A 19,795-nucleotide genomic window follows, 5' to 3' on the forward strand; every position below is an offset into this window, starting at 1 on the left:
CGACGCGGGCTGGAAGGAACGGGTAGTGGCGGGTTACCGGGACAAGACGGCGGCGGCGGTTTCTCTGCTGCTGGCCGCCGTGCTGCTGACCGCCTGCTCGCAGAAGAAGGAGACCCCGGACGCGGCGGGCGGGCCGAACACCGGCGCGCCCGGCACCGCCTCGGCGTCCTCCAGCGTGCCCCAGACGGCGCCCGCGGTGTTCCACCTCACCCCGGCCAGCAACGCCACCGAGGTCAACCCGGTGACCCCGGTCAAGATCGCGGTGACCGGCGGGTCGCTGTCGGCGGTCAGCCTCACCAACTTCGAGGGCAAGCAGGTCAAGGGGACGCTGGCGGCCGACAAGCAGTCCTGGTCGTCGGCCGAGGTGCTCGGCTACGACCGCTCGTACCGGCTGCAGGCCAGCGCGGTCAACCCGGCCGGCCAGCTCACCACCAGCGACAGCACCTTCAGCACCCTCAAGCCCGCCAACATGACCATGCCCTACATCCAGACCGCGGCCGGCGGCGCCGTCAACCCCGGCGTCACCTTCGGCGTCGGGCAGGTGGTGCGGGTGCACTTCGACGAGCCGATTCCCGACCGCAAGGCCGCCCAGGCCGCGCTGAGCGTGCAGACGGTGCCCGCCCAGGTCGGGGCGTTCAGCTGGCTGGACGACTCGAACGTGTACTGGCGCACCAAGAACTACCTCAAGCCGGGCACCAAGGTGACGGTCACCGCCAAGGTCTACGGCAAGGACTTCGGCAACTCGCTCTACGGGCAGGCCGATGTCAGCACCTGGTTCCGGGTCGGCGCCAAGCACGTCTCGATCGCCGACAACCGCAACAAGATGATCAAGGTGTACTCCAACGACAAGCTGGTCCGCACCATCCCGACCTCGATGGGGCGCGACGTCCGCATTCCCGGCGACCACGGCCTGATCGACCTGCGCACCAACTCCGGACCGCACGTGGTGGTGGGCGGCGAGAAGGACATCGACATGAACTCGGCCTCCTTCGGGCTGAGCAAGGGCGAGAACGCCTACCGCACCAAGGTGCCGGTGGGCGTGCGGATCAGCTACGACGGCGAGTACGTGCACTGGGCGGACTGGTCGGTCGCCCAGCAGGGCAAGGTCAACGTCTCGCACGGCTGCCTCAACGTCTCGCCGGCCAACGCGTACTGGTTCTACGACTTCTCCGTCCCCGGCGACATCGTCGACGTCCGCAACACCGGCCGGACCCTGGCGGAGTGGAACTCCGGGTACTGGAACGTCTCCTGGGCCAAGTGGGTGGCCGACGGCGCCGCCTGAGCGCCGACCCTCCATTCGCTGCTTGCCGGGCCCGGCTCGCCGGCGACTGTCATAAGGTTCGACCGTTATGGCAGCCGGTCTTCATGACAGTCGGGCCGGCGGAGGGCAGGACCTGCCGGCCCGGGCCGACCAGCCCGCGCCAGCCGTATCGGAGGGTCGTAACACGCCCGTCATCGGTTACCGGCAGACTGACCAGTCGTGGATCGTCAGCAGGAATTCGTGCTCCGCACGCTGGAGGAACGACAGATCCGGTTCGTCCGGTTGTGGTTCACCGACGTGCTCGGTTACCTCAAGTCCGTCGCGGTGGCGCCGGCCGAGCTCGAGGGCGCGTTCGCCGAGGGGATCGGCTTCGACGGCTCGGCCATCGAGGGCTTCGCCAGGGCCAGCGAGTCCGACATGCTGGCCCGCCCGGATCCGGCGACCTTCCAGGTGCTGCACGGCGACGACGGCCGGCCCAGCGACACCGCCCGAATGTTCTGCGACATCACCATGCCGGACGGCTCGCCGTCCTGGGCCGACCCGCGCTACGTGCTGCGCCGGGCGCTGTCCAAGGCCGCAGACCGGGGCCTGACCTTCTACACCCACCCCGAGATCGAGTTCTTCCTGCTCCGCAACCGGCCCTCCGACGGCAGCGAGCCGCAGCCCATCGACGACGGCGGCTACTTCGACATGACCAGCCACGACACCGCGCACGACTTCCGGCGCAGCGCGATCATGGCGCTGGAGGCGGTCGGCATCTCGGTGGAGTTCAGCCACCACGAGGTCGCCCCCGGCCAGCAGGAGATCGACCTGCGCTACGCCGACGCGCTGTCGATGGCCGACAACATCATGAGCTTCCGGCACATCATCAAGGAGGTGGCCCGCACCCGCGGCGTGCACGCCACCTTCATGCCCAAGCCGTTCAGCCACCAGCCGGGCAGCGGCATGCACACCCACCTGTCGCTGTTCGAGGGGGACCGCAACGCCTTCCACGACCCCGCCGACGAGCTGTACCTGTCGGCCACCGCGCGAGCCTTCATCGCCGGCCTGCTGCGGCACGCCCGCGAGATCACCGCGGTCACCAACCAGTGGGTGAACTCCTACAAGCGGCTGTTCGGCTGGTCGGCCCCCGGCCAGCTGGTCGAGGCGCCGACCTACGTCTGCTGGGGGCACGCCAACCGCTCGGCGCTGGTCCGGGTGCCGATGTACAAGCCGGGCAAGGCCAACTCCACCCGGGTCGAGGTCCGCTCGCTGGACTCGGCGTGCAATCCCTACCTGGCCTTCGCGGTGTTGCTGGCGGCGGGCATGCGGGGCATCGAGAAGGGCTACGAGCTGCCGCCGGGCGCCGAGGACGACGTCTGGTCGCTGTCGGACACCGAACGCCGGGCGCTGGGCTATGACGACCTGCCGCACAACCTGGCCGACGCGCTGCGGGCGATGGAGGACTCCGAGCTGGTCGCCGAGACCCTGGGCGAGCACGTCTTCGAGTTCTTCCTGCGCAACAAGCGCTCGGAGTGGGTGGACTACCGGGCCGCGGTGACCCCGTTCGAGCTGCGCCGCTACCTGCCCTCGCTCTGACGCTTCGCAGTAACCTGCTGCCATGGCTACTGCTGGTCCGGACCGCCCCGTGCTGGTCATCGAGAACGACCTGGTCGCGCCGGTGGGCCGGCTGGAAGGCTGGTTGCGGGAGGCCGGCGCCGAGCTGGTGCTGTGCTCGCCGGCGGCCGGCGACCCGCTGCCGGACGACCTGAGCGGCTACTCGGCGCTGGTGGTGCTGGGCGGGACGATGAACGCCTACCAGGACGAGGTGGCCGGCTGGCTGCCCGAGCTGCGCGCCCTGCTGGCCGAGGCGGTCCGTACCGAGCTGCCCACCCTGGGCGTCTGCCTGGGCGGCCAGCTGCTGGCGGCGGCCACCGGCGGCCGGGTGAGCCCTGCCGAGACCCCGGAGTACGGCGCGCAGCTGGTGGCCAAACGGCAGGCGGCCGCCACCGACCCGCTGTTTCGCGAGCTGCCGATCACCCCGGACGTGCTGCAGTGGCACGTCGACGAGGTCAGCGAGCTGCCGCCGGGCGCGGTGCTGCTGGCCGCCTCGCCGGTGTGCGAGGTGCAGGCCTTCCGAGTGGGCCGGCGGGCCTGGGGCGTGCAGTTCCACATCGAGACCACGCCCGAGATCGTGACCCGATGGGCGCACAACGACGCCGAGCTGCTGGCCGACTACGACCTGCCCGCCATCCTGGACCGCAGCATCGCCGCGCTGCCGGACATCGCCGAGACCTGGCAGCCGGTGGTCGCCGCCTTCGTCGCGCTGGCCGCCGATCCCGCCTTGGCCGCCGATCCCGCCCCGGCCGGTGCCGGGCCGCGGCTGCTGCCGATGGTCGGTGCGACTGCCACGACAGCTGCGCCGATCACCGACCCGGCCGCCATCCGGGCCGCCCTGGCGGCCGAACTGCAGGCCTCGCGTGAGCCGTTCCGGCACTGAGGAGACCCCGCCGGCACCGCCCACCGGCCGGCTGACCGCCCGGCTGGCCCGGGCCGGCTTCGCCGATCCGGTCCGGGCCGCCCTGCTGCTGACCGGGCCGGCGCTGCAACTGTGGGACTCCGAGCGCAACGAGGCCAGCGACCCGGCCGCGGCGGCGGTGCTGTCCGCGCTGGGCCGGACCGCCGCGCCCGACCAGGCGCTGGCCCTGCTGGCGGCGCTGGCCGGCACCGGGTCCGGGCCCGAGATCGTGGCCGAGCTGCGTGCGGCGGAGCGGTTTCGCACCAGGCTGCTGGGGGTGCTCGGCACCTCGCTGGCGCTGGGCGAGCACCTGTGCGCCCACCCGGCCGACGCGCTGCTGCTGCGCGGCCCGGCCAGCGACCTGCCCGGCGTGTCCTCGGCCGCCGGCCGGCTGGCTGCCGCGGTCGGCGCCTCGGCGGCCGAGCCGGTGACCGGCACCGCCGGCCGGCCCGCCACCCTGACCGGGCTCGCCGCGGTGCAGGCGCTCCGGTCGGCCTACCGCCGGGAGCTGCTGCTGGTGGCCGCCCAGGACCTGGCCCACGAGCTGGACCTGCAGCAGGTCACCGAGGCGCTGGCCGACCTCGCCGGGTTCGTGCTGTCGGCCGGGCTCGCCGTCGCCCGGGCGGGGCTGCCCGCCGACGCCGCCGGCTGCCGGCTGGCGATCATCGGGATGGGCAAGGCCGGTGGCCGGGAGCTGAACTACGTCTCCGACGTCGACGTGGTGTTCGTCTTCGAGCCCCAGCCAGCCGGCGGCCCGGATGCCGACCGGGAGAGCGCGGCGCTGGCCACCGCCACCAGGCTGGCTGCCGACACCATGCGGATCTGCGGCCAGGCGGCCTGGGAGGTGGACGCCGCGCTCCGGCCGGAGGGACGGTCCGGCGCGCTGGTCCGCACCCTGGACAGCCACCAGGCCTACTACCAGCGCTGGGCATCCACCTGGGAGTTCCAGGCGCTGCTGAAGGCCCGCCCGATCGCCGGCGACCTGGAGCTGGGGGAGCGCTACGTCCAGGCGCTGTCCCCGCTGGTGTGGACGGCCTCGCAGCGTCCGGGCTTCGTCGCCGACGTGCAGGCCATGCGCCGCCGGGTGATCGCGCACCTGCCGGCCGACCAGCTGGAGCGGGAGATCAAGCTCGGCCCGGGCGGGCTGCGCGATGTCGAGTTCGCGGTGCAGCTGCTGCAACTGGTGCACGGCCGGGCCGATCCCGCGCTGCAGGTCCGGGCCACCCTGCCGGCGCTGGCGGCGCTGCGCGACGGCGGCTTCGTCGGCCGGGACGACGCGGTCAGCCTGGCCGACGCGTACCGGTTCCTGCGGGCCGCCGAGCACCGGCTGCAACTGGTCAAGCTGCGCCGGACCCACCTGGTGCCCGACGAGGAGGAGGCGGTGCTGCGGCTGGCCCGGTCGATGGGCTACCGGCCGGACCGGCGCGGCGACGCGGTGACCGTGTGGCGCTCGGAGTGGGCGTTGCACGCCCGTGAGGTGCGCCGGCTGCACGAGAAGCTGTTCTACCGGCCGCTGCTGGAGGCGGTCGCCCGGGTGCCCACCGAGGCACTGCGGCTGACCCCGGACGAGGCCCGGCGGCGGCTGGAGGCGTTGGGCTACGCCGACCCGCCGGGTGCGCTGCGGCACATCGAGGCGCTGACCGCGGGGGTGTCGCGGCGGGCGGCGCTGCAGCGGGCGTTGCTGCCGGTGATCCTGTCCGAGCTGGCCGACGCTCCCGACCCGGACGCCGGGTTGCTGGCCTACCGGCAGGTCTCCGACGCCCTGGGCAGCAGCCCGTGGTTCCTGCGGCTGCTGCGCGACGAGGGCACGGTGGCGACCCGGCTGGCCACCCTGCTGGGCACCTCCCGCTACGTCACCAACCTGCTGATGCGGGCCCCGGAGGCGCTGCAGATGCTCTCCGGGGACGACCAGCTCACGCCGCGCGGCGAGGCCGAGCTGCGGGTGCTGATGGGCACCGCGGCCGACCGGGCCGCCCAGAGCGAGGACCTGGCCCAGGTCGGGCACGCGATCCGCTCGCTGCGCCGGGCGGAGCTGCTGCGGATCGCGTTCGCCGACCTGCTCGGCCGGCTCGACGACACCGAGGTGGCGCTGGCACTCACCGAGCTGGCCGACGCCACCCTGGCCTCCGCGCTCGGCGCCGCCGAGCGGCTCGTGGCCGCGGAGCTGGGACTGGCCGAGCTGGGGCTGCGGTTCAGCGTGATCGCGATGGGCCGGCTGGGCGGCCGGGAGCTCGGCTACGGCTCGGACGCCGACGTGTTGTTCGTCTACGACGACCTGACCGCCGGTGCCGACGCCGGCCGCCGGGCGCACCTGGTCGCCGAGCGGCTGCGCGCGATGCTGGCCGCCCCGTCCCCGGATCCACCGCTGCGGCTGGATGCCGACCTGCGACCGGAGGGCCGCAACGGCATCCTGGTCCGCTCGCTGGACTCCTACGCCGAGTACTACCAGCGCTGGTCGTCGGTGTGGGAGGCGCAGGCGTTGCTGCGGGCCCGGGTCTGCGCCGGGGACGCCGAGCTGGGGGAGCGGTTCTGCCGGCTGGTCGAGCCGATCCGGTACCCGGCCGGCGGGCTGCCGCCGGCCGCCGCGGTGGAGATCCGCCGGATCAAGGGCCGGGTGGACGCCGAGCGGCTGCCGCGCGGTGCCGATCCGCACACCCACACCAAGCTCGGCCGGGGCGGGCTGGCCGACGTGGAGTGGACGGTGCAGCTGCTGCAGCTGCGGCTGGCCGGCGAGCTGCCCGGGCTGCGTACCACCTCCACCCTGGCGGCGCTGCGGGCCGCAGAGGACGCCGGCGCGCTGGCCGCTGACGACGCGGCGGCGCTGGCGGCGGCCTGGCGGCTGGCCGGCCGGGTGCGCAACGCGACCATGCTGGTCCGGGACCGGGCCGAGGACCAGCTGCCCAAGCCCGGCCGGGTGCTGGAGGCGGTCGGCCGGGTGCTCGGGTACCCGGCGGGCTTCGAGGCCGGCCAGCTGATCGACGACTACCGGCGGGTGACCCGCCGGGCCCGCCGGGTGGTCGAGTCGGTGTTCTACGAGCCGGCCGACTGAGCGCTGCCGGTCCTGCCTGCGAGGGTTGCGAGGTTGGCCGATCGGGTCCTGCCGGCGAGGTTACGAGCCGGCCGATCGGGCACTGCCGGCGAGGGCTACGAGCCGGCCGATCGGGCACTGCGCCGGGCGGCCGACTGCGAGTCCGGCGGCTGTTGGGCCGCCTCGTCCGCCCGTTTGTTCTCCGTGGCCGGCTTCGGCAGGTGCCGGTAGATCGGGGCTTGCACGAACGCGCTGCGCCCGGAGAACAGGTACTGCACCGCGCAGCCGGCTCCGAACACCGCCAGCCCGGCGACCGCGTCGATGACGAAGTGATTGGCGGTGCCGACGATCACCAGCAGGGTGCCCACCGGGTAGATCGCGCCCAGCGCGCGCACCCAGGCCCGGCTGGCGCACAGGTAGATCGACACCCCGCACCACAGCGCCCAGCCGATGTGCAGGCTGGGGATCGCGGCGTACTGGTTGGAGTGCTCGGCGATCTTGGGATCCGCCAGCGATCCCCAGGTGTGGAACTTCAGCACCGTGTCGATGTAGCCGTACTGCGGCAGCAGCCGGGGCGGCGCCAGCGGGTAGAGGTAGAAACCGGCCAGCGCGATCAGCGAGGTGGCGAACAGGATGGTGCGGGCACCCCGGTAGATCCTCGGGTGGGATCGGTAGAGCCAGATCAGGCAGCCGAGCGTGACCACGAAGTGCAGGGTGGCGTAGTAGTAGTTCATCACCTGCGCGATCGGCTCGTGCTCGGCCACGAACCGGTTCACCGACAGCTCGAAGTTCAGGTGCAGGGCGTCCTGCAGGTGCTGCACGCCCCGGCCGTGCCGCAGCGCGATGCTCTCCTGCTCGGGGACCAGGTTGCGGATATGGCCGTAGATCCAGTAGCCCAGGCCGACGAGGAGGACCTCCTGCCACCACCGGGGATCACGGTGGTGCAGCAGGCGGTTCGGGAACAGTCCGCTGAACCGGCGCTGCCCGGGCGGCTTCACCGCGGTGGGTTCAGCGGCTGACATCGGCTGTCACGGTGCCCATTCTGGCATCCGGATCCGACGAATTCCCCCGTGGCGCTGCCCTCTGTCGGCCCGGTTCGGTGCGCAGGGAGTGGGCCCGGTCACGTTCTGGGCGCCGGATGGAACCGTTGGCCTGCGATGTCCGACTTGTAGCCGGTACGCCCGTGCCGGCTCGGAACTCCACCGCATGACCTCGGAAAGGATCGGCGATGACTGATCGGACCCGCACCCCGCGTCCCCGGCGCACCCGCCTGCTGCGCGCGGCACTGGGCAGCGGCGCCCTGGCGACCGCACTGCTGGCCGCGGGTGCGGGGGTCGCGTCGGCCCACGTCACCGTCTCGGCGCCGGAGGCCACTCCGGGCGGCAGCGACGCGGTGATCACGTTCCGGGTGCCGGACGAGAGCGAGTCGGCCCGGACCGTCGGGCTGAAGGTGCGGCTGCCCACCGACACCCCGATCGCGTCGGTGCTGGTGCAGCCCAAGACCGGCTGGTCGGTGACGGTGAGCCAGGCCAAGCTTGCCACCCCGATCAAGACCGACGACGGCGAGGTCACCGAGGCGGTGTCCGAGATCGACTGGAAGGTCACCGCCGGCGGGCCGGGCATCGCCCCGGGCCAGTTCGACGAGTTCTCCTTCATCGCCGGCCAGCTGCCGGACGCGAAAACCCTGACGTTCAAGGCCGTGCAGGCCTACAGCGACGGCAGCACCACCTCCTGGATCGAGGAGCCGGCACCCGGCAGCAGCGCCGAGCCGGAGCATCCCGCCCCGGTGCTGACCCTCGCCGCCGGTTCCGGCTCGTCGAGTTCCGGTCCGCCGGATGGCTCCGGCTCGTCGGGCGGCTCCAGCGAGCCGGCCTCGCCGAGCGTCTCGGCCAGCGCCTCGGATGCCTCGAATGCTGCCGCCGAAGCCGCCAACCCGGACGACGCGGCCAGCAAGGCAAGCGCCGTCACCGGCATCGTGCTCGGCGCTCTCGGGGTGTTGCTGGGCCTGGCCGCCCTGGTACTGGCGCTGCGCCGGCACGCGACCTGAAGAACCCGGACCGGGACAGTGGTCGTTAATCTGGCGCTCCGGTAGGCCGAATAGCACCCTATGGCCGAAGACCTGCTGATCGGCTCCCGCTGGGTGCGGTACGGCCATGACCGGCTGGCGCACCGGGGCACGGTGCTGAGCTCGGAGCAGGTCGAGGCGCTGTTCGAGGTGGCCCGCCGGTCGACGACCTGGGCCGGATAGCCCGGCGCGCGAGGGTCAGCGGCCGCCGGGGCGCACGAACGGAAACGCCAGGGTCTGCCGGATGCTGGCCCCGGCGAGCATCATCACCAGCCGGTCCACGCCCAGGCCCAGCCCGCCGGTGGGCGGCATGGCGTACTCCAGCGCCGACAGGAACGCCTCGTCCACCTGCATCGCCTCGACGTCGCCGTCCGCGGCCGCCAGTGACTGCTCCACCAGCCGCTGCCGCTGGTCGACCGGGTCGATGAGCTCGGAGTAGGCGGTGCCGATCTCGGTGCCGAAGGCCACCAGGTCCCAGCGCTCGGCCAGCCGCGGGTCACTGCGGTGCGCCCGGGTCAGCGGCGAGCTCTCGACCGGGAAGTCGAGATAGAAGGTCGGCTCGGTGGTGTGCTTCTCGACCAGCACCTCGTACAGCTCGGTGACCAGCGCGCCGGCGCCGGCGTCGGCCGGGTGGTTGATGCCGTGCGCCCGGCACAGCCGGCTCAGCTCGTCCCGGCCGGTGCCGGGATTGACCGGCACCCCGCAGGCCTGTGACACCGCCTGGTACACCGGCACCGACCGCCACGGCCCCGACAGGTCCACGTCGACGAACGTGCCGTCCGGGCCGGGCCGGCGGGCGACCGGCGAGCCGTGCATCGCGGTGGCCACCTCGCAGATCAGCGCCTGCGTCAGCTCCCGCATGTCGAGGTAGTCGGCGTAGGCCTGGTAGGCCTCCACCGAGGTGAACTCGGGGTTGTGGGTGGCGTCGGCGCCCTCGTTGCGGAAGTTGCGGTTGAGCTCGAAGACCCTGCCCATCCCGGCCACGCACAGCCGCTTGAGGAACAGCTCCGGGGCGATCCGCAGGTACAGGGTGGCGTCGTAGGCGTTGATGTGGGTGACGAACGGCCGGGCGTTCGCGCCGCCGTGCACCGGTTGCAGCATCGGGGTCTCCACCTCGAGGAAGCCGCGCCGGGCGAAGGCCTCGCGCAGCTCCCGGACGGCCACGCTGCGCCGGGTCAGCAGCTGCAGGGCGTCGGGGTGCACGATCAGGTCCACGTGCCGCAGCCGGGCCCGGGCCTCCGGGTCGGCGAAACCGGCATGGCTGTCCGGCAGCGGGCGCAGGCACTTGGCGGCCATCTGCCAGCCCGTCACCAGCACCGACAGCTCGCCGCGCCGGGACGTGCCGACCTCGCCGGTGACGCTGAGGAAGTCTCCGAGGTCAAGGGTCGAGCGCAGCAACCGGTGCTCGGCCGGGCCCAGCTCGGCCCGGCTGACCAGCGCCTGGATGGTGGCCTGACCGTCCTGCAGGGTGGCGAAGGTGAGCCCGCCGAAGTCGCGCAGCGCCCGCACCCGGCCGGCCACCGAGACCAGCTCGCCGGTGCGGGTGTCGGGCGGCAGCCCGGCGAAGCGCTCCCGCAGGCCGGCGATCTCGCAGGTACGCGGCACCGACACCGGGTAGGGCTGCCGGCCGGCCTCGACCAGCCGGGCCAGCTTGTCGTGCCGGACCTGCTGCTGCTGGCTGAGCCGGCGCACCGGACGGGTGCCGCTGCGGGCCGCCCGGGATTGCAGCGCCACCGCCTCGGCGAACGGCATCCGCCGGCCGTCCAGCAGCACCTGGCCGTCGGAGCCGCGCTCGCCGCTGCCCTCGACCGCCGGCAGGAAGCCCTCGGCCATCCCGGCCGCCAGCGCCACCCGGGTCAGGGTGAGCGAGGAGTCGTAGCACAGGTAGCGCGGCACCCAGCTGGGCAGGTAGCGGGCGTTGGACCGGTACAGGCTCTCGATCTGCCAGAACCGGGACGCGAACGTCAGCACCCGGCTGGTCAGCCGCACCACCGGGCCGGCGCCGACCCGCTCGGCGGCGGAGAACACCCCGCGGAACATGGCGAAGTTCAGCGACAGCCGGCGGACGCCGAGCTCGTCGCGGCAGGCGGTGACCAGGGCCGAGACCATCGCCTCGACCAGGCCGTTCTCGGCCGTCCGGTCCCGGCGCATCAGGTCCAGCGACAGACCGCGCCGCCCCCACGGCACCATCGACAGCAGCCCGCGCAGCCGGCCGTCGGCGTCGGAGGCCAGCACCGCGACGCAGCCGCCGTCCACCGGGGCGCCGAGCCGGCCGAGCGCCATCGAGAAGCCGCGCTCGGTGTCCTCGCCGCGCCAGTCCTCGGCCCGCCGGGCGAGCTCGGCCAGCTGCTCGGCGCTCAGGTCGGCGTGCCGGCGCACCGAGATGGTGTAGCCGGCCCGCTGCACCCGGTGCACCGCCTGCCGGACCGGCTGCATGGTGGGGCCTTCGAGGGTGAAGGTGTCGACGTCGATGATGGCCTCGTCACCGATCGGCAGCGCCTTCAGGCCGGCCGCGACGTAGGCCTGGGCGCCTTCCTCGCTGGCCGACAGCACCGCCGGGAACCAGCCGAACGTCCGGGTCTCGGCGAGCCAGGCGGTGATCGCGGCGGGCCAGGCGGCCGGCGGCCCGATCGGGTCGGCGCTGGCCAGGCTGACGTTGGCCAGCACCCGGTAGGTGACGGCGGCGCTCTGGCCGGGGGCGAAGATCACCGACTTGTCGTGCCGGGTGGCGAAGTAGCCGAGGGAGTCCCGTTCCCCGGCCTGCAGCAGCAGCCGGCGGATCTCCAGCTCGTCCTGGGCGGTCAGGTAGGCCTTGGCCCGGGCCGAGCGGAGGAAGACCAGCGCGGCCAGCACCAGCGCCAGCGCCGACAGCAGGCCGGACAGCGCCGCGATCCAGTGGTGGCCGTGCTGGTTCTGCCAACCCACCTCGGCGGAGGTGGGTTCCACGCCGAAGGACACCCGCACCGCCCAGGCCAGCTGGTGCCCGACGTCGGTGAGGGAGTCGGGAAAGCTCAGCGTCAGGGCGATGGTGACGCTGACCGAGACGACCAGGCCGGCGACGAGTATCCCGAGCGCCCGCCAGCGCGCTCCCGGTTCCAGCCGGGACGTGAAGGCCGCCCGGCTGCGCCACAGCAGCACCACCAGCAGCACCGTCAGCGGCAGGTTCACCACGAGCTCGGCGACCTCGACCGGCCGGGTGCGGTGCACCTCGTCGGAGTCGAGGGCCAGTTGCAGCGCCGCGCCCAGCAGGTTCAGGGCGGCCACCGCCTGGAAGCCCAGCAGCAACCACAGCGAGACCCGCATGCGGCGCCGGACCGCGCCGCCGACCACGAACAGCAGCACGGTGGAGAACAGGCTGGGCCCGGCCGGCAGGTTCACCAGGCCGAACAGGTCGTCGACCCAGCGGATCCAGCGCACCGGACGCAGCAGCAGGCTCACCAGCGACCAGAAGCCGCCGAGCACGATGACCCGGCCGGCGAGCGCGACGAACTCGTCCCGCCAGCCGGTCAGCATCGGCGGCCGGGACGGCTGGACCGGTGCCGCCGAGCGGACCGCCTGACTGAGCACCACGCTTTCGGCACTCCTCCCCACTGCCGCGGCGGGCCGGCTGCCCGCGCTCTGAGCACCGTGGAGAACGCTACGTCAGCAGGATGTGGCGAGTGCCGAAGGCCGGGCCTTGGCTACCTACAGGATCAGCCGATGTCTGCGCGTCCGGACCGGTTTCCGCAGTAGCGTCTGGCGCATGACGGCCGACATCTGGTCCGAGGTGGACCGGCACCTGGTCCGCTACGGCGGCACGTTCACCCCGGAGATCATCGACCGTGCCGAGGGCAGCTTCGTCTACACCGACAGCGGCCGGAAGGTGCTGGACTTCACCTCCGGGCAGATGAGTGCCATCCTCGGCCATTCCCATCCCGACATCGTGGCCACCGTCCGGCGGCAGGTCGGCACCCTCGACCACCTGTTCAGCGGCATGCTCTCGGGTCCGGTGGTGGAGCTGGCCCGCCGGCTGGCGGACTCGCTGCCCGACCCGCTGGAGAAGGTGCTGCTGCTGACCACCGGCGCGGAGGTGAACGAGGCCGCGCTGCGGATGGCCAAGCTGGTCACCGGACGGCACGAGGTGGTGTCGTTCGCGGGGTCCTGGCACGGCATGACCGCCGGCGCCGCGGCCGCCACCTACAGCGCCGGACGGCACGGCTACGGGCCCACGGTCGGCAACCTGGCGATCCCGACGCCGAACAGCTACCGCCCCGACTTCGTGACCGCCGACGGCGAGCTGGACTGGCAGCGGCAGCTGGACTGGGGGTTCGCATTGATCGACGCCCAGTCGGTGGGGAGCCTGGCCGCCTGCCTGGTGGAGCCGATTCTCAGCTCCGGTGGGCTGATCGACCCGCCGCCGGGCTACCTGGCCGGGCTGAAGCGCAAGTGCGATGAGCGCGGCATGCTGCTCATCCTCGACGAGGCGCAGACCGGCCTGTGCCGCACCGGTGCCTGGTACGCCTTCGAGCGGGACGGGGTGGTGCCGGACTTCATCACGGTGTCGAAGACCCTGGGCGCCGGGCTGCCGCTGGCCGCGGTGGTGACGTCGGCCGCCATCGAGGAGGAAGCGCACCGGCGCGGGTTCCTGTTCTACACCACCCACGTCTCCGACCCGTTGGGCGCGGCGGTCGGCAACACCGTGCTGGACGTGCTGGAGCGCGACCGGCTGGACGAGCGGGCCGGCAAGCTGGGCGTGCAGCTGCGCAACGGGCTGCTGGCCATCCAGGACCGGCATGCCGTGGTCGGCGACGTCCGGGGCCGGGGGCTGCTGCAGGGGCTGGAGCTGGTGACCGACCGGACCACCAAGCAGGGCGCGGACCGGCTCGGCGCGCTGGTCACCCGGCGCTGCTTCGAGCTCGGGCTGCACCTGAACGTGGTGCAGCTGCCCGGCATGGGCGGCATCTTCCGCATCGCGCCGCCGCTGACCAGCAGCGAGGAGGAGATCGCGCTGGGTCTGGAGATCCTGGACCAGGCGATCAGCGAGGAAACCGGCCGGCTACCGGGTTGAGTGCTCTAGAGCGAATTCGCCGGCGTCAGAGGTCGGGGTGGATCAGGTGCAGGGGATAGTCAGCGGCGATCTTGGTGAAGTCGTTCAGATTGTTCGTTGCCAGTGGAAGCGGCGGCTGGGCCGACAATGCCGAGGCTGCAACCCAGAGATCATTCGTTCCGCCTCGATGTAGGTGCCCCCGGTACCGGACATGAAGTGGTGCCCACTGGGTGGTGATGTTTGCGTCGAAGGGCAAGACGATGAAATTGCGCCTAATCACTTCCCGCCACTCCACTGTCCGAGTGGTGCCCCACTTTTGAGCAGCGGGTAATGCGAGCAGTTCTCCTACGTTGACGAACGACAGCGTCAACAGGTGGCCTCGAAGGAGCGGGCGCCAGCGTTCAGCTTGACGAACACCGGTCAATAGCCAGGTGGCGACGTCCGTGTCGATCAGAAGGGGACCGGCCGGCACGTCCTCCGGGGTCATGCGTCCAGATCCGCCAGGGCACTGACGATGTCAGCGATTTCCTGCTCGTTCCACTCGCCGAACGGAGCGTCAAAGGTGGCCGGCTGAACTCCCTGGATCTGCGCGAGATCCTCGAGGGGCGATGTCGTCCAGAACGCCGAGGCGTCGAAAGGCAGTGGCTCTGATGTGTTGATACGACGCAGATCCACGCGTTTGATGGTGGCGGTGTTCGGATCGAAAGTGATGATGCCTTCGAATGCGGCTTGCGCTCGAAGCGCCTCCTGGATCTCGTCGTCCAGTTCGGCAGGAAACTTCACGGTCACCGTCTCGCCGGTCGCCGCGTGCAGCCGTGCCGTGCGGCGGTCGAAGTCCGCCTCCCGCAATGTGCCTACGACGACATCTGGCTGGTGGCCGAGAGGTGCGTCGGCAAGTCGACGCATCCGTTCTTTGGCACTGGCATCGAGGTGACCCGCGCTAGTGGTCCGGGGGCTGGTCAACACCAACTCCTCGTGACGTTCGCCGATGCCCAATTCCTGTGCGAGATCGGCAAGTGTCCTGGCGATGCCGGGGTCGACTTGGTCGTCAGCCTGCGCGAAGGCTGCGACGATCCGGTCGAATGCCGCTCCGGCCAGGTCGTCTACTTCGACGTTCAAGGTGTCATCCGTAGTTTCGGCGAGGCGGGGAAGTCGAAGTACGGCTACCACGCTGCCGGATTCGATGTTCTGGAAGCGGAGTCGAGAGGCTGCCTCGATGGCCGCGCGGTGGCGACCCGTCGAGCCTTTTCGCGGCTTTCCCAGCGCGGCATAGGCCGCCGCCGCGACTGCGGACTCGAGGCCGGTGATGAGGCGTGCGATATCACTGGCGCGGACCGTACCTAGAGCCGCCTCGCTGCCACGCAAGGTGGCCCGGAATTCCTCTCCAGCCATGGCCACACTGTCGCACAAGCCACCGTCAACAGCCATGATCGACGCTGAGGCTGTGCATAACCGGCGACAACTCGGGGTTGACGATTGATAGAAGTCAACCTAGGGTTGACGCATGGCGGAACCCCGGCAGATGACCAACCCGGTCCGGCTGGACGACCTGATCGAAGCGATCAAGCGAGTCCATGACGAACCCCTCGAACAACTCGCCGACGCGGTGCTGGCCGCGCAGCACATCGACGAGGTGGCAGACCACCTGATCGGCCACTTCGTCGACCAGGCCCGGCGTTCGGGTGCCTCCTGGACCGACATCGGCCGGGCCATGGGGGTCACCAAGCAGGCGGCGCAGAAGCGCTTCGTGGCCAAGGACGCGCCGGACCTGGACGCCAGCCAGGGTTTCCAGCGCTTCACCCAGCGGGCGCGCAACGCGGTGCTGGCCGCCCAGCAGGAGGCGCGGGCCACCGGCAGCGACAAGGTACTGGCCCAGCACCTCGTCCTGGGGCTGCTCGAGGACCCGAAGTCGATCGCCTCGGCCGTCCTCCGGGGCCGGGGTGTGAAGCCGGAAGCCCTCCGCAGGGCGGTGACCGCGACGCTGCCGCCCGCGGCCGGCCCGGTGCCGGATCTCATTCCGTACGACGCGGACGCGCGCAAGGCCCTGGAGCTGACCTTCCGCGAGGCACTGCGGCTGGGCCACAACTACATCGGCACCGAGCACATCCTGCTCGCCCTGCTGGAGCAGGAAGCCGGCACCGGCCCGCTGGCCGGGCTGGGCCTGGACAAGGCGGAGGTGGAGGTGGCCGTCCTAGAGGCCATCGGCGTCTTCCACATCACTCCGGACGCCTGAGCGGATCTCCCGCCGGCCCGCGACGAGGCGTTGCCGCCCGGCGCCGCCGGTACGCTCGGACAGATGAGCGTCGCCCCCGTGCCGACCATCGAGCTCTCCGACCGGTTCGCCCGCGAGCTGGCCGAGCTGGCCGTTCCCTGGCAGGCCGAGCCCGCTCCGGAGCCCCGGCTGCTGGTGCTCAACGAGCCCCTGGCCGCCGAGCTGGGCCTGGACCCGGACTGGCTGCGCACCCCCGACGGCCTGCGGTTCCTGGTGGGCAACCTGGTGCCCGGCGGGGCGACGCCGGTGGCGCAGGCCTACGCCGGCCACCAGTTCGGAAACTACGTGCCGCGGCTGGGGGACGGCCGGGCGTTGCTGCTCGGCGAGCTGGTCACTCCTGGCGGAAAGCGTCTCGACCTGCACCTGAAGGGAGCGGGACGTACGCCGTTTGCCCGCGGCGGCGACGGCCTGGCCGCGGTGGGCCCGATGCTGCGCGAGTACCTGGTCAGCGAGGCGATGTCGGCGCTGGGCATCCCGACCACCCGGTCGCTGGCCGTGGTGGCGACCGGACGGCCGGTGCGGCGGGAGACCGTGCTGCCCGGTGCGGTGCTCTCCCGGGTGGCCGGCAGCCACCTGCGGGTGGGCAGCTTCCAATACGCCCGCGCCACCGACGACCCGGACCTGCTGCGCCGGCTGGCCGACCACGCGATCAGCCGGCACCACCCGGCCGCCGCGCAGGCCGAGCACCGCTACCTGGCCCTGTTCGAGGCGGTGGTCGCGGCGCAGGCGGAGCTGGTGGCCCGCTGGATGCTGGTCGGGTTCGTGCACGGCGTCATGAACACCGACAACATGACGATCTCCGGCGAGACCATCGACTACGGCCCGTGCGCCTTCCTGGACGCCTTCGACCCCGCCACCGTGTTCAGCTCGATCGACCTCGGCGGGCGCTACGCCTACGGCAACCAGCCGCTGGTCGCGGAGTGGAACCTGGCCCGGCTGGCCGAGGCACTGCTGCCGCTGTTCGGCGACGACGCAGAGCAGGCGGTCCCGCTCGCGGTGGCAGCGCTCGGACGGTTCCGCGAGCAGTACGGCGACGCGTCGCTGGCCGGCATGCGCGCCAAGCTGGGCCTGCCGGCCACCGTCCCGGCCGCCGAGGTCGCATCGCTGACCGCCGACCTGCTGGCGCTCCTGCAGGCCAACTCCGTCGACTACACCTCGTTCTTCCGGCGGCTGGGCTCGGCGGCCCGGGGCGAGAGCGAGCCGGTGCGCGAGCTGGTGCTCGACCTGGCCGCGCTCGACGGCTGGCTGGCCCGCTGGCGGGCCCTGGCCCCGGACGGGGCGGCGATGGATCGGGTCAACCCGGCCTACATCCCGCGCAACCACCTGGTCGAGGAGGCGCTGGCGGCCGCCGTCGAGGGCAACCTCGACCCGCTGGGACGGCTGCTCGACGCGGTCACCGCGCCGTACGACGAGCGTCCCGGACTGGAGCGTTACGCCGCGCCGCCCCCGGAAGGCTCCACCGACTACGTGACCTTCTGCGGCACCTGAGCACTTCCTGACCAGAGACCTGCGTTGAATCATGCGGTTATACCTGGTTATACTCGGGCTGTGAAGACCGCAATCTCGATACCCAACGACACCTTCGAGCGAGCCTCACGCAAAGCTCAGGCTCTAGGGATGAGTCGTTCGGAATTCTTTGCCCTTGCGGCGATGCGCTATCTCGACGAGTTGGATGCCGAATCGCTCACCCGCCAGATCGATCAAGCGGTCGCCATGCTCGCCGGACCCGACGAAGCCGCGGAGGACGCTGTCGCGGCGGGCTGGCGGGTGCTGGAGACGACTCCTGAGTGGTGATCGAACGCGGTGACATCTACTGGGCGGATCTAGGAGCCCCTGTCGGATCGCGACCCGCCAAGCGGCTACCGGTGCTGGTGATTTCAGCAGATACCTACAACAACAGCCGGCTGGCGACGGTGCTGGCTGCAGTCATCACCTCCAATACCGACCTCGCGACTCTGCCGGGCAACGTGTTCCTGCCCGCCCAGGCGACCGGATTACCCCGAGATTCGGTTGTAGCCGTCACTGGGATCGTGACACTCAACAAGGTCGACCTGACCGATCATGCGGGCTCGGTACCCCTGGCTTTGCTACGCGAGATCGACCGAGGCTTGCGGCGCGTACTGGACCTCTAGTTGAGCTTTCTCCTGTGATCGCAAGCAAAACGGGTTCGCAATCCGGACCTATCGGGAGCGCACGGTGTGGCGTTTGCTGTTATGCAACCGCAACCCTTAAGGTGCAACCGCGCCCAGAGGGGTGCTATGCGAGCGGCTCGCCGAGTCCTGCCCCGTTCGTGATCATCCTTTACAACAACGCTCGGCAGGAGCGGGGGAACCAATACCCGGTCGCGCTCGCGACCTAGGGGTGAAGCCGCCCAGCGCGGCCGGGCACCTCCCGCCCGAACCCGACAGCTCACCCCGTAGGCGTGAGGAGAGGACGACTCTTGCTCCACCATGCCCCCACGGCCCCAGTGCACAACCCCGCGCACCGAGCTGATCGAGGCACCCCCAGGCACGCCGGCCCGTCGAAAACGTCCCGAGCAGGTTGGCGTCACCGCCTCGGCTTGGGCGTGACCGTGCTGACCAGCCTGACAGCCCTGGTAGCCGGCAGTGTCATCGCCATCTCGACCGTCTCGGCCGGCGAGGACGAGGTTTCGAACGGAACGTTCGAGGCCGACACCAGCGGCTGGCTCGCCACCCCGAAGGACGACGGCACGCCACCCGCACCCCTGGCCCGGGTTTCCGGCGGCCACACCGGCAGCTACGCCGCCCGGGTCTCCAACACCTCAGCCTCCGCGGCCACCACGGTGCTCAACGACGCGCCGAACAGCGTGCCCAGCACCGTCGCCGGCCGGACCTACCGGGCGACCGCCTGGCTGCGCGCCACCACTGCCAACACCACCCTGGTGCTGCGCCTGATGGAGTACTCCAGCAGCAACGCGCTGGTGACCAGCAAGCAGGCCACCTACTGGGCCACCGACACCGCCTGGCATCAGCTCACGGTCGAGCTGGTGGCCGCCAAGTCCGGCGACAGCATCGACGTCAACGCCCTCACCTGGGATCTCGGCGCCGGCAAGTCCTTCTTGGTCGACGACGTCAGCGTGGTGCCGATCGTGACGCCGGCCCCCACTACCACCGCCCCCGCTCCGCCGCCGTCCGGCAGCACCACGGTGCCGTCCGGCGTGCTGCCGGCGCAGGGCAGCGGCACGCTGTTCGGCTACTACGGCTCGGGTACCGCGGACCCCAGCACCATGGAGACCAAGATCGGGCGCAAGTTCGACCTGATCCACAACTTCAAGGACTTCGACGCCACCAACAACATGTGGCCGACGTCGGCGATGCTCACCCAGGCCTCCCAGGGCCGCACCATCCACATCGGCTGGGAGCTGGTCTCCTACGACGGCGGCTACGACCCCAACCTGCAGCCGGCGCCCGGCGCGACGTCGACCGACCGCAGCGGCAAGGTCCAGAAGACCTGGACCTACAAGCAGGTCAGCAGCGGCTTGCTGGACCGCTACTTCGACGCGATAGCGGCCAAGATGAAGGCCACCACGTACAAGTTCATCGTCGACATCGACCCCGAGACCGACGACCGTCCCGACATCGGCGGCACCGCCAAGATCCGCGCGGCCGCCGGTACCCGGGCCGAG

General features: G+C 71.6%; 16 protein-coding genes and 1 riboswitch. Of the genes, 12 read left to right on the top strand and 4 right to left on the bottom strand.

All coding sequences use genetic code 11. From position 1 onward, the window contains the following. Positions 1-25: 25 nt before the first annotated feature. The 4 genes from VLJ82_RS09470 (at position 26) to VLJ82_RS09485 (ending at position 6,807) form a co-directional block, all read left to right on the top strand. Positions 26-1,282 (top strand): L,D-transpeptidase, encoded by a 1,257-nt coding sequence (locus VLJ82_RS09470; RefSeq protein ID WP_408663093.1) that lies wholly within the window; start codon positions 26-28, stop codon positions 1,280-1,282. Between the two features lie 198 nt (positions 1,283-1,480). Then, entirely contained in the window at positions 1,481-2,839 is a 1,359-nt protein-coding gene (gene glnA, locus VLJ82_RS09475; RefSeq protein WP_408663094.1) for a type I glutamate--ammonia ligase, read from the top strand. Between the two features lie 22 nt (positions 2,840-2,861). Continuing rightward, complete coding sequence (locus tag VLJ82_RS09480; RefSeq protein WP_408663095.1) at positions 2,862-3,740, top strand: type 1 glutamine amidotransferase; 879 nt, start codon at positions 2,862-2,864, stop codon at positions 3,738-3,740. After that, entirely contained in the window at positions 3,721-6,807 is a 3,087-nt protein-coding gene (locus VLJ82_RS09485) for a bifunctional [glutamine synthetase] adenylyltransferase/[glutamine synthetase]-adenylyl-L-tyrosine phosphorylase (protein WP_408663096.1), read from the top strand. Before VLJ82_RS09480 ends, VLJ82_RS09485 begins: the two co-directional genes overlap by 20 nt. A 95-nt stretch (positions 6,808-6,902) precedes the next feature. Here VLJ82_RS09485 and VLJ82_RS09490 read toward each other — a convergent pair whose 3' ends face one another. After that, on the bottom strand, positions 6,903-7,808 hold the full coding sequence (locus tag VLJ82_RS09490) for a phosphatase PAP2 family protein (protein WP_408663097.1): 906 nt from the start codon (positions 7,806-7,808) through the stop codon (positions 6,903-6,905). 206 nt (positions 7,809-8,014) lie between these two features. Here VLJ82_RS09490 and VLJ82_RS09495 point away from each other — a divergent pair, with 206 nt between their 5' ends. Together VLJ82_RS09495 and VLJ82_RS09500 are read left to right on the top strand one after the other, a co-directional pair. Next, entirely contained in the window at positions 8,015-8,833 is an 819-nt protein-coding gene (locus tag VLJ82_RS09495; protein ID WP_408663098.1) for a YcnI family protein, read from the top strand. Positions 8,834-8,893: 60 nt separating this feature from the next. Then, positions 8,894-9,034 (top strand): hypothetical protein, encoded by a 141-nt coding sequence (locus VLJ82_RS09500; protein ID WP_408663099.1) that lies wholly within the window; start codon positions 8,894-8,896, stop codon positions 9,032-9,034. Between the two features lie 15 nt (positions 9,035-9,049). Here the strand turns inward: VLJ82_RS09500 and lysX are convergent, their stop codons facing one another. Further along, entirely contained in the window at positions 9,050-12,421 is a 3,372-nt protein-coding gene (gene lysX / locus VLJ82_RS09505) for a bifunctional lysylphosphatidylglycerol synthetase/lysine--tRNA ligase LysX (protein WP_408663100.1), read from the bottom strand. Positions 12,422-12,593: 172 nt separating this feature from the next. Here lysX and VLJ82_RS09510 point away from each other — a divergent pair, with 172 nt between their 5' ends. Then, on the top strand, positions 12,594-13,898 hold the full coding sequence (locus VLJ82_RS09510) for an aspartate aminotransferase family protein (protein WP_408663101.1): 1,305 nt from the start codon (positions 12,594-12,596) through the stop codon (positions 13,896-13,898). A gap of 25 nt (positions 13,899-13,923) precedes the next feature. Here VLJ82_RS09510 and VLJ82_RS09515 read toward each other — a convergent pair whose 3' ends face one another. Beyond that, positions 13,924-14,364 (bottom strand): PIN domain-containing protein, encoded by a 441-nt coding sequence (locus VLJ82_RS09515; RefSeq protein WP_408663102.1) that lies wholly within the window; start codon positions 14,362-14,364, stop codon positions 13,924-13,926. Beyond that, positions 14,361-15,269: a hypothetical protein gene (locus tag VLJ82_RS09520; protein ID WP_408663103.1), complete on the bottom strand. Its 909-nt coding sequence runs from the start codon at positions 15,267-15,269 to the stop codon at positions 14,361-14,363. Before VLJ82_RS09520 ends, VLJ82_RS09515 begins: the two co-directional genes overlap by 4 nt. 112 nt (positions 15,270-15,381) lie before the next feature. Here VLJ82_RS09520 and VLJ82_RS09525 point away from each other — a divergent pair, with 112 nt between their 5' ends. The 5 genes from VLJ82_RS09525 to VLJ82_RS09545 form a co-directional block, all read left to right on the top strand. Next, a complete protein-coding gene (locus VLJ82_RS09525) occupies positions 15,382-16,110 on the top strand; it encodes a Clp protease N-terminal domain-containing protein (RefSeq protein ID WP_408663104.1) in 729 nt (242 codons plus the stop codon). A gap of 63 nt (positions 16,111-16,173) precedes the next feature. Next, on the top strand, positions 16,174-17,637 hold the full coding sequence (locus tag VLJ82_RS09530; RefSeq protein WP_408663105.1) for a protein adenylyltransferase SelO: 1,464 nt from the start codon (positions 16,174-16,176) through the stop codon (positions 17,635-17,637). Positions 17,638-17,697: 60 nt separating this feature from the next. After that, positions 17,698-17,943 (top strand): antitoxin, encoded by a 246-nt coding sequence (locus tag VLJ82_RS09535; protein WP_408663106.1) that lies wholly within the window; start codon positions 17,698-17,700, stop codon positions 17,941-17,943. Further along, positions 17,937-18,281, top strand: a complete 345-nt coding sequence (locus VLJ82_RS09540) for a type II toxin-antitoxin system PemK/MazF family toxin (RefSeq protein WP_408663107.1) — start codon at positions 17,937-17,939, stop codon at positions 18,279-18,281. Before VLJ82_RS09535 ends, VLJ82_RS09540 begins: the two co-directional genes overlap by 7 nt. A 168-nt stretch (positions 18,282-18,449) precedes the next feature. Beyond that, a riboswitch (cyclic di-AMP (ydaO/yuaA leader) is annotated at positions 18,450-18,586 on the top strand. Between the two features lie 129 nt (positions 18,587-18,715). After that, positions 18,716-19,795, top strand: a 1,080-nt coding sequence (locus VLJ82_RS09545) for a hypothetical protein (RefSeq protein ID WP_408663108.1), incomplete at its 3' end; no start/stop codon positions are given.

This window comes from Jatrophihabitans sp., from assembly GCF_035474675.1.
Lineage (GTDB): Bacteria > Actinomycetota > Actinomycetes > Mycobacteriales > Jatrophihabitantaceae > Jatrophihabitans_A.

Excerpts from the sequence above, each read along its gene's own strand:
- VLJ82_RS09490 (WP_408663097.1), bottom strand. The coding sequence starts at position 7,808 with ATGTCAGCCGCTGAACCCACCGCGGTGAAGCCGCCCGGGCAGCGCCGG.
- VLJ82_RS09500 (WP_408663099.1), top strand. The coding sequence starts at position 8,894 with ATGGCCGAAGACCTGCTGATCGGCTCCCGCTGGGTGCGGTACGGCCAT.
- VLJ82_RS09525 (WP_408663104.1), top strand. The coding sequence starts at position 15,382 with ATGGCGGAACCCCGGCAGATGACCAACCCGGTCCGGCTGGACGACCTG.
- VLJ82_RS09495 (WP_408663098.1), top strand. The coding sequence starts at position 8,015 with ATGACTGATCGGACCCGCACCCCGCGTCCCCGGCGCACCCGCCTGCTG.
- VLJ82_RS09480 (WP_408663095.1), top strand. The coding sequence starts at position 2,862 with ATGGCTACTGCTGGTCCGGACCGCCCCGTGCTGGTCATCGAGAACGAC.
- VLJ82_RS09520 (WP_408663103.1), bottom strand. The coding sequence starts at position 15,269 with ATGGCTGGAGAGGAATTCCGGGCCACCTTGCGTGGCAGCGAGGCGGCT.
- VLJ82_RS09515 (WP_408663102.1), bottom strand. The coding sequence starts at position 14,364 with ATGACCCCGGAGGACGTGCCGGCCGGTCCCCTTCTGATCGACACGGAC.
- VLJ82_RS09530 (WP_408663105.1), top strand. The coding sequence starts at position 16,174 with ATGAGCGTCGCCCCCGTGCCGACCATCGAGCTCTCCGACCGGTTCGCC.
- VLJ82_RS09510 (WP_408663101.1), top strand. The coding sequence starts at position 12,594 with ATGACGGCCGACATCTGGTCCGAGGTGGACCGGCACCTGGTCCGCTAC.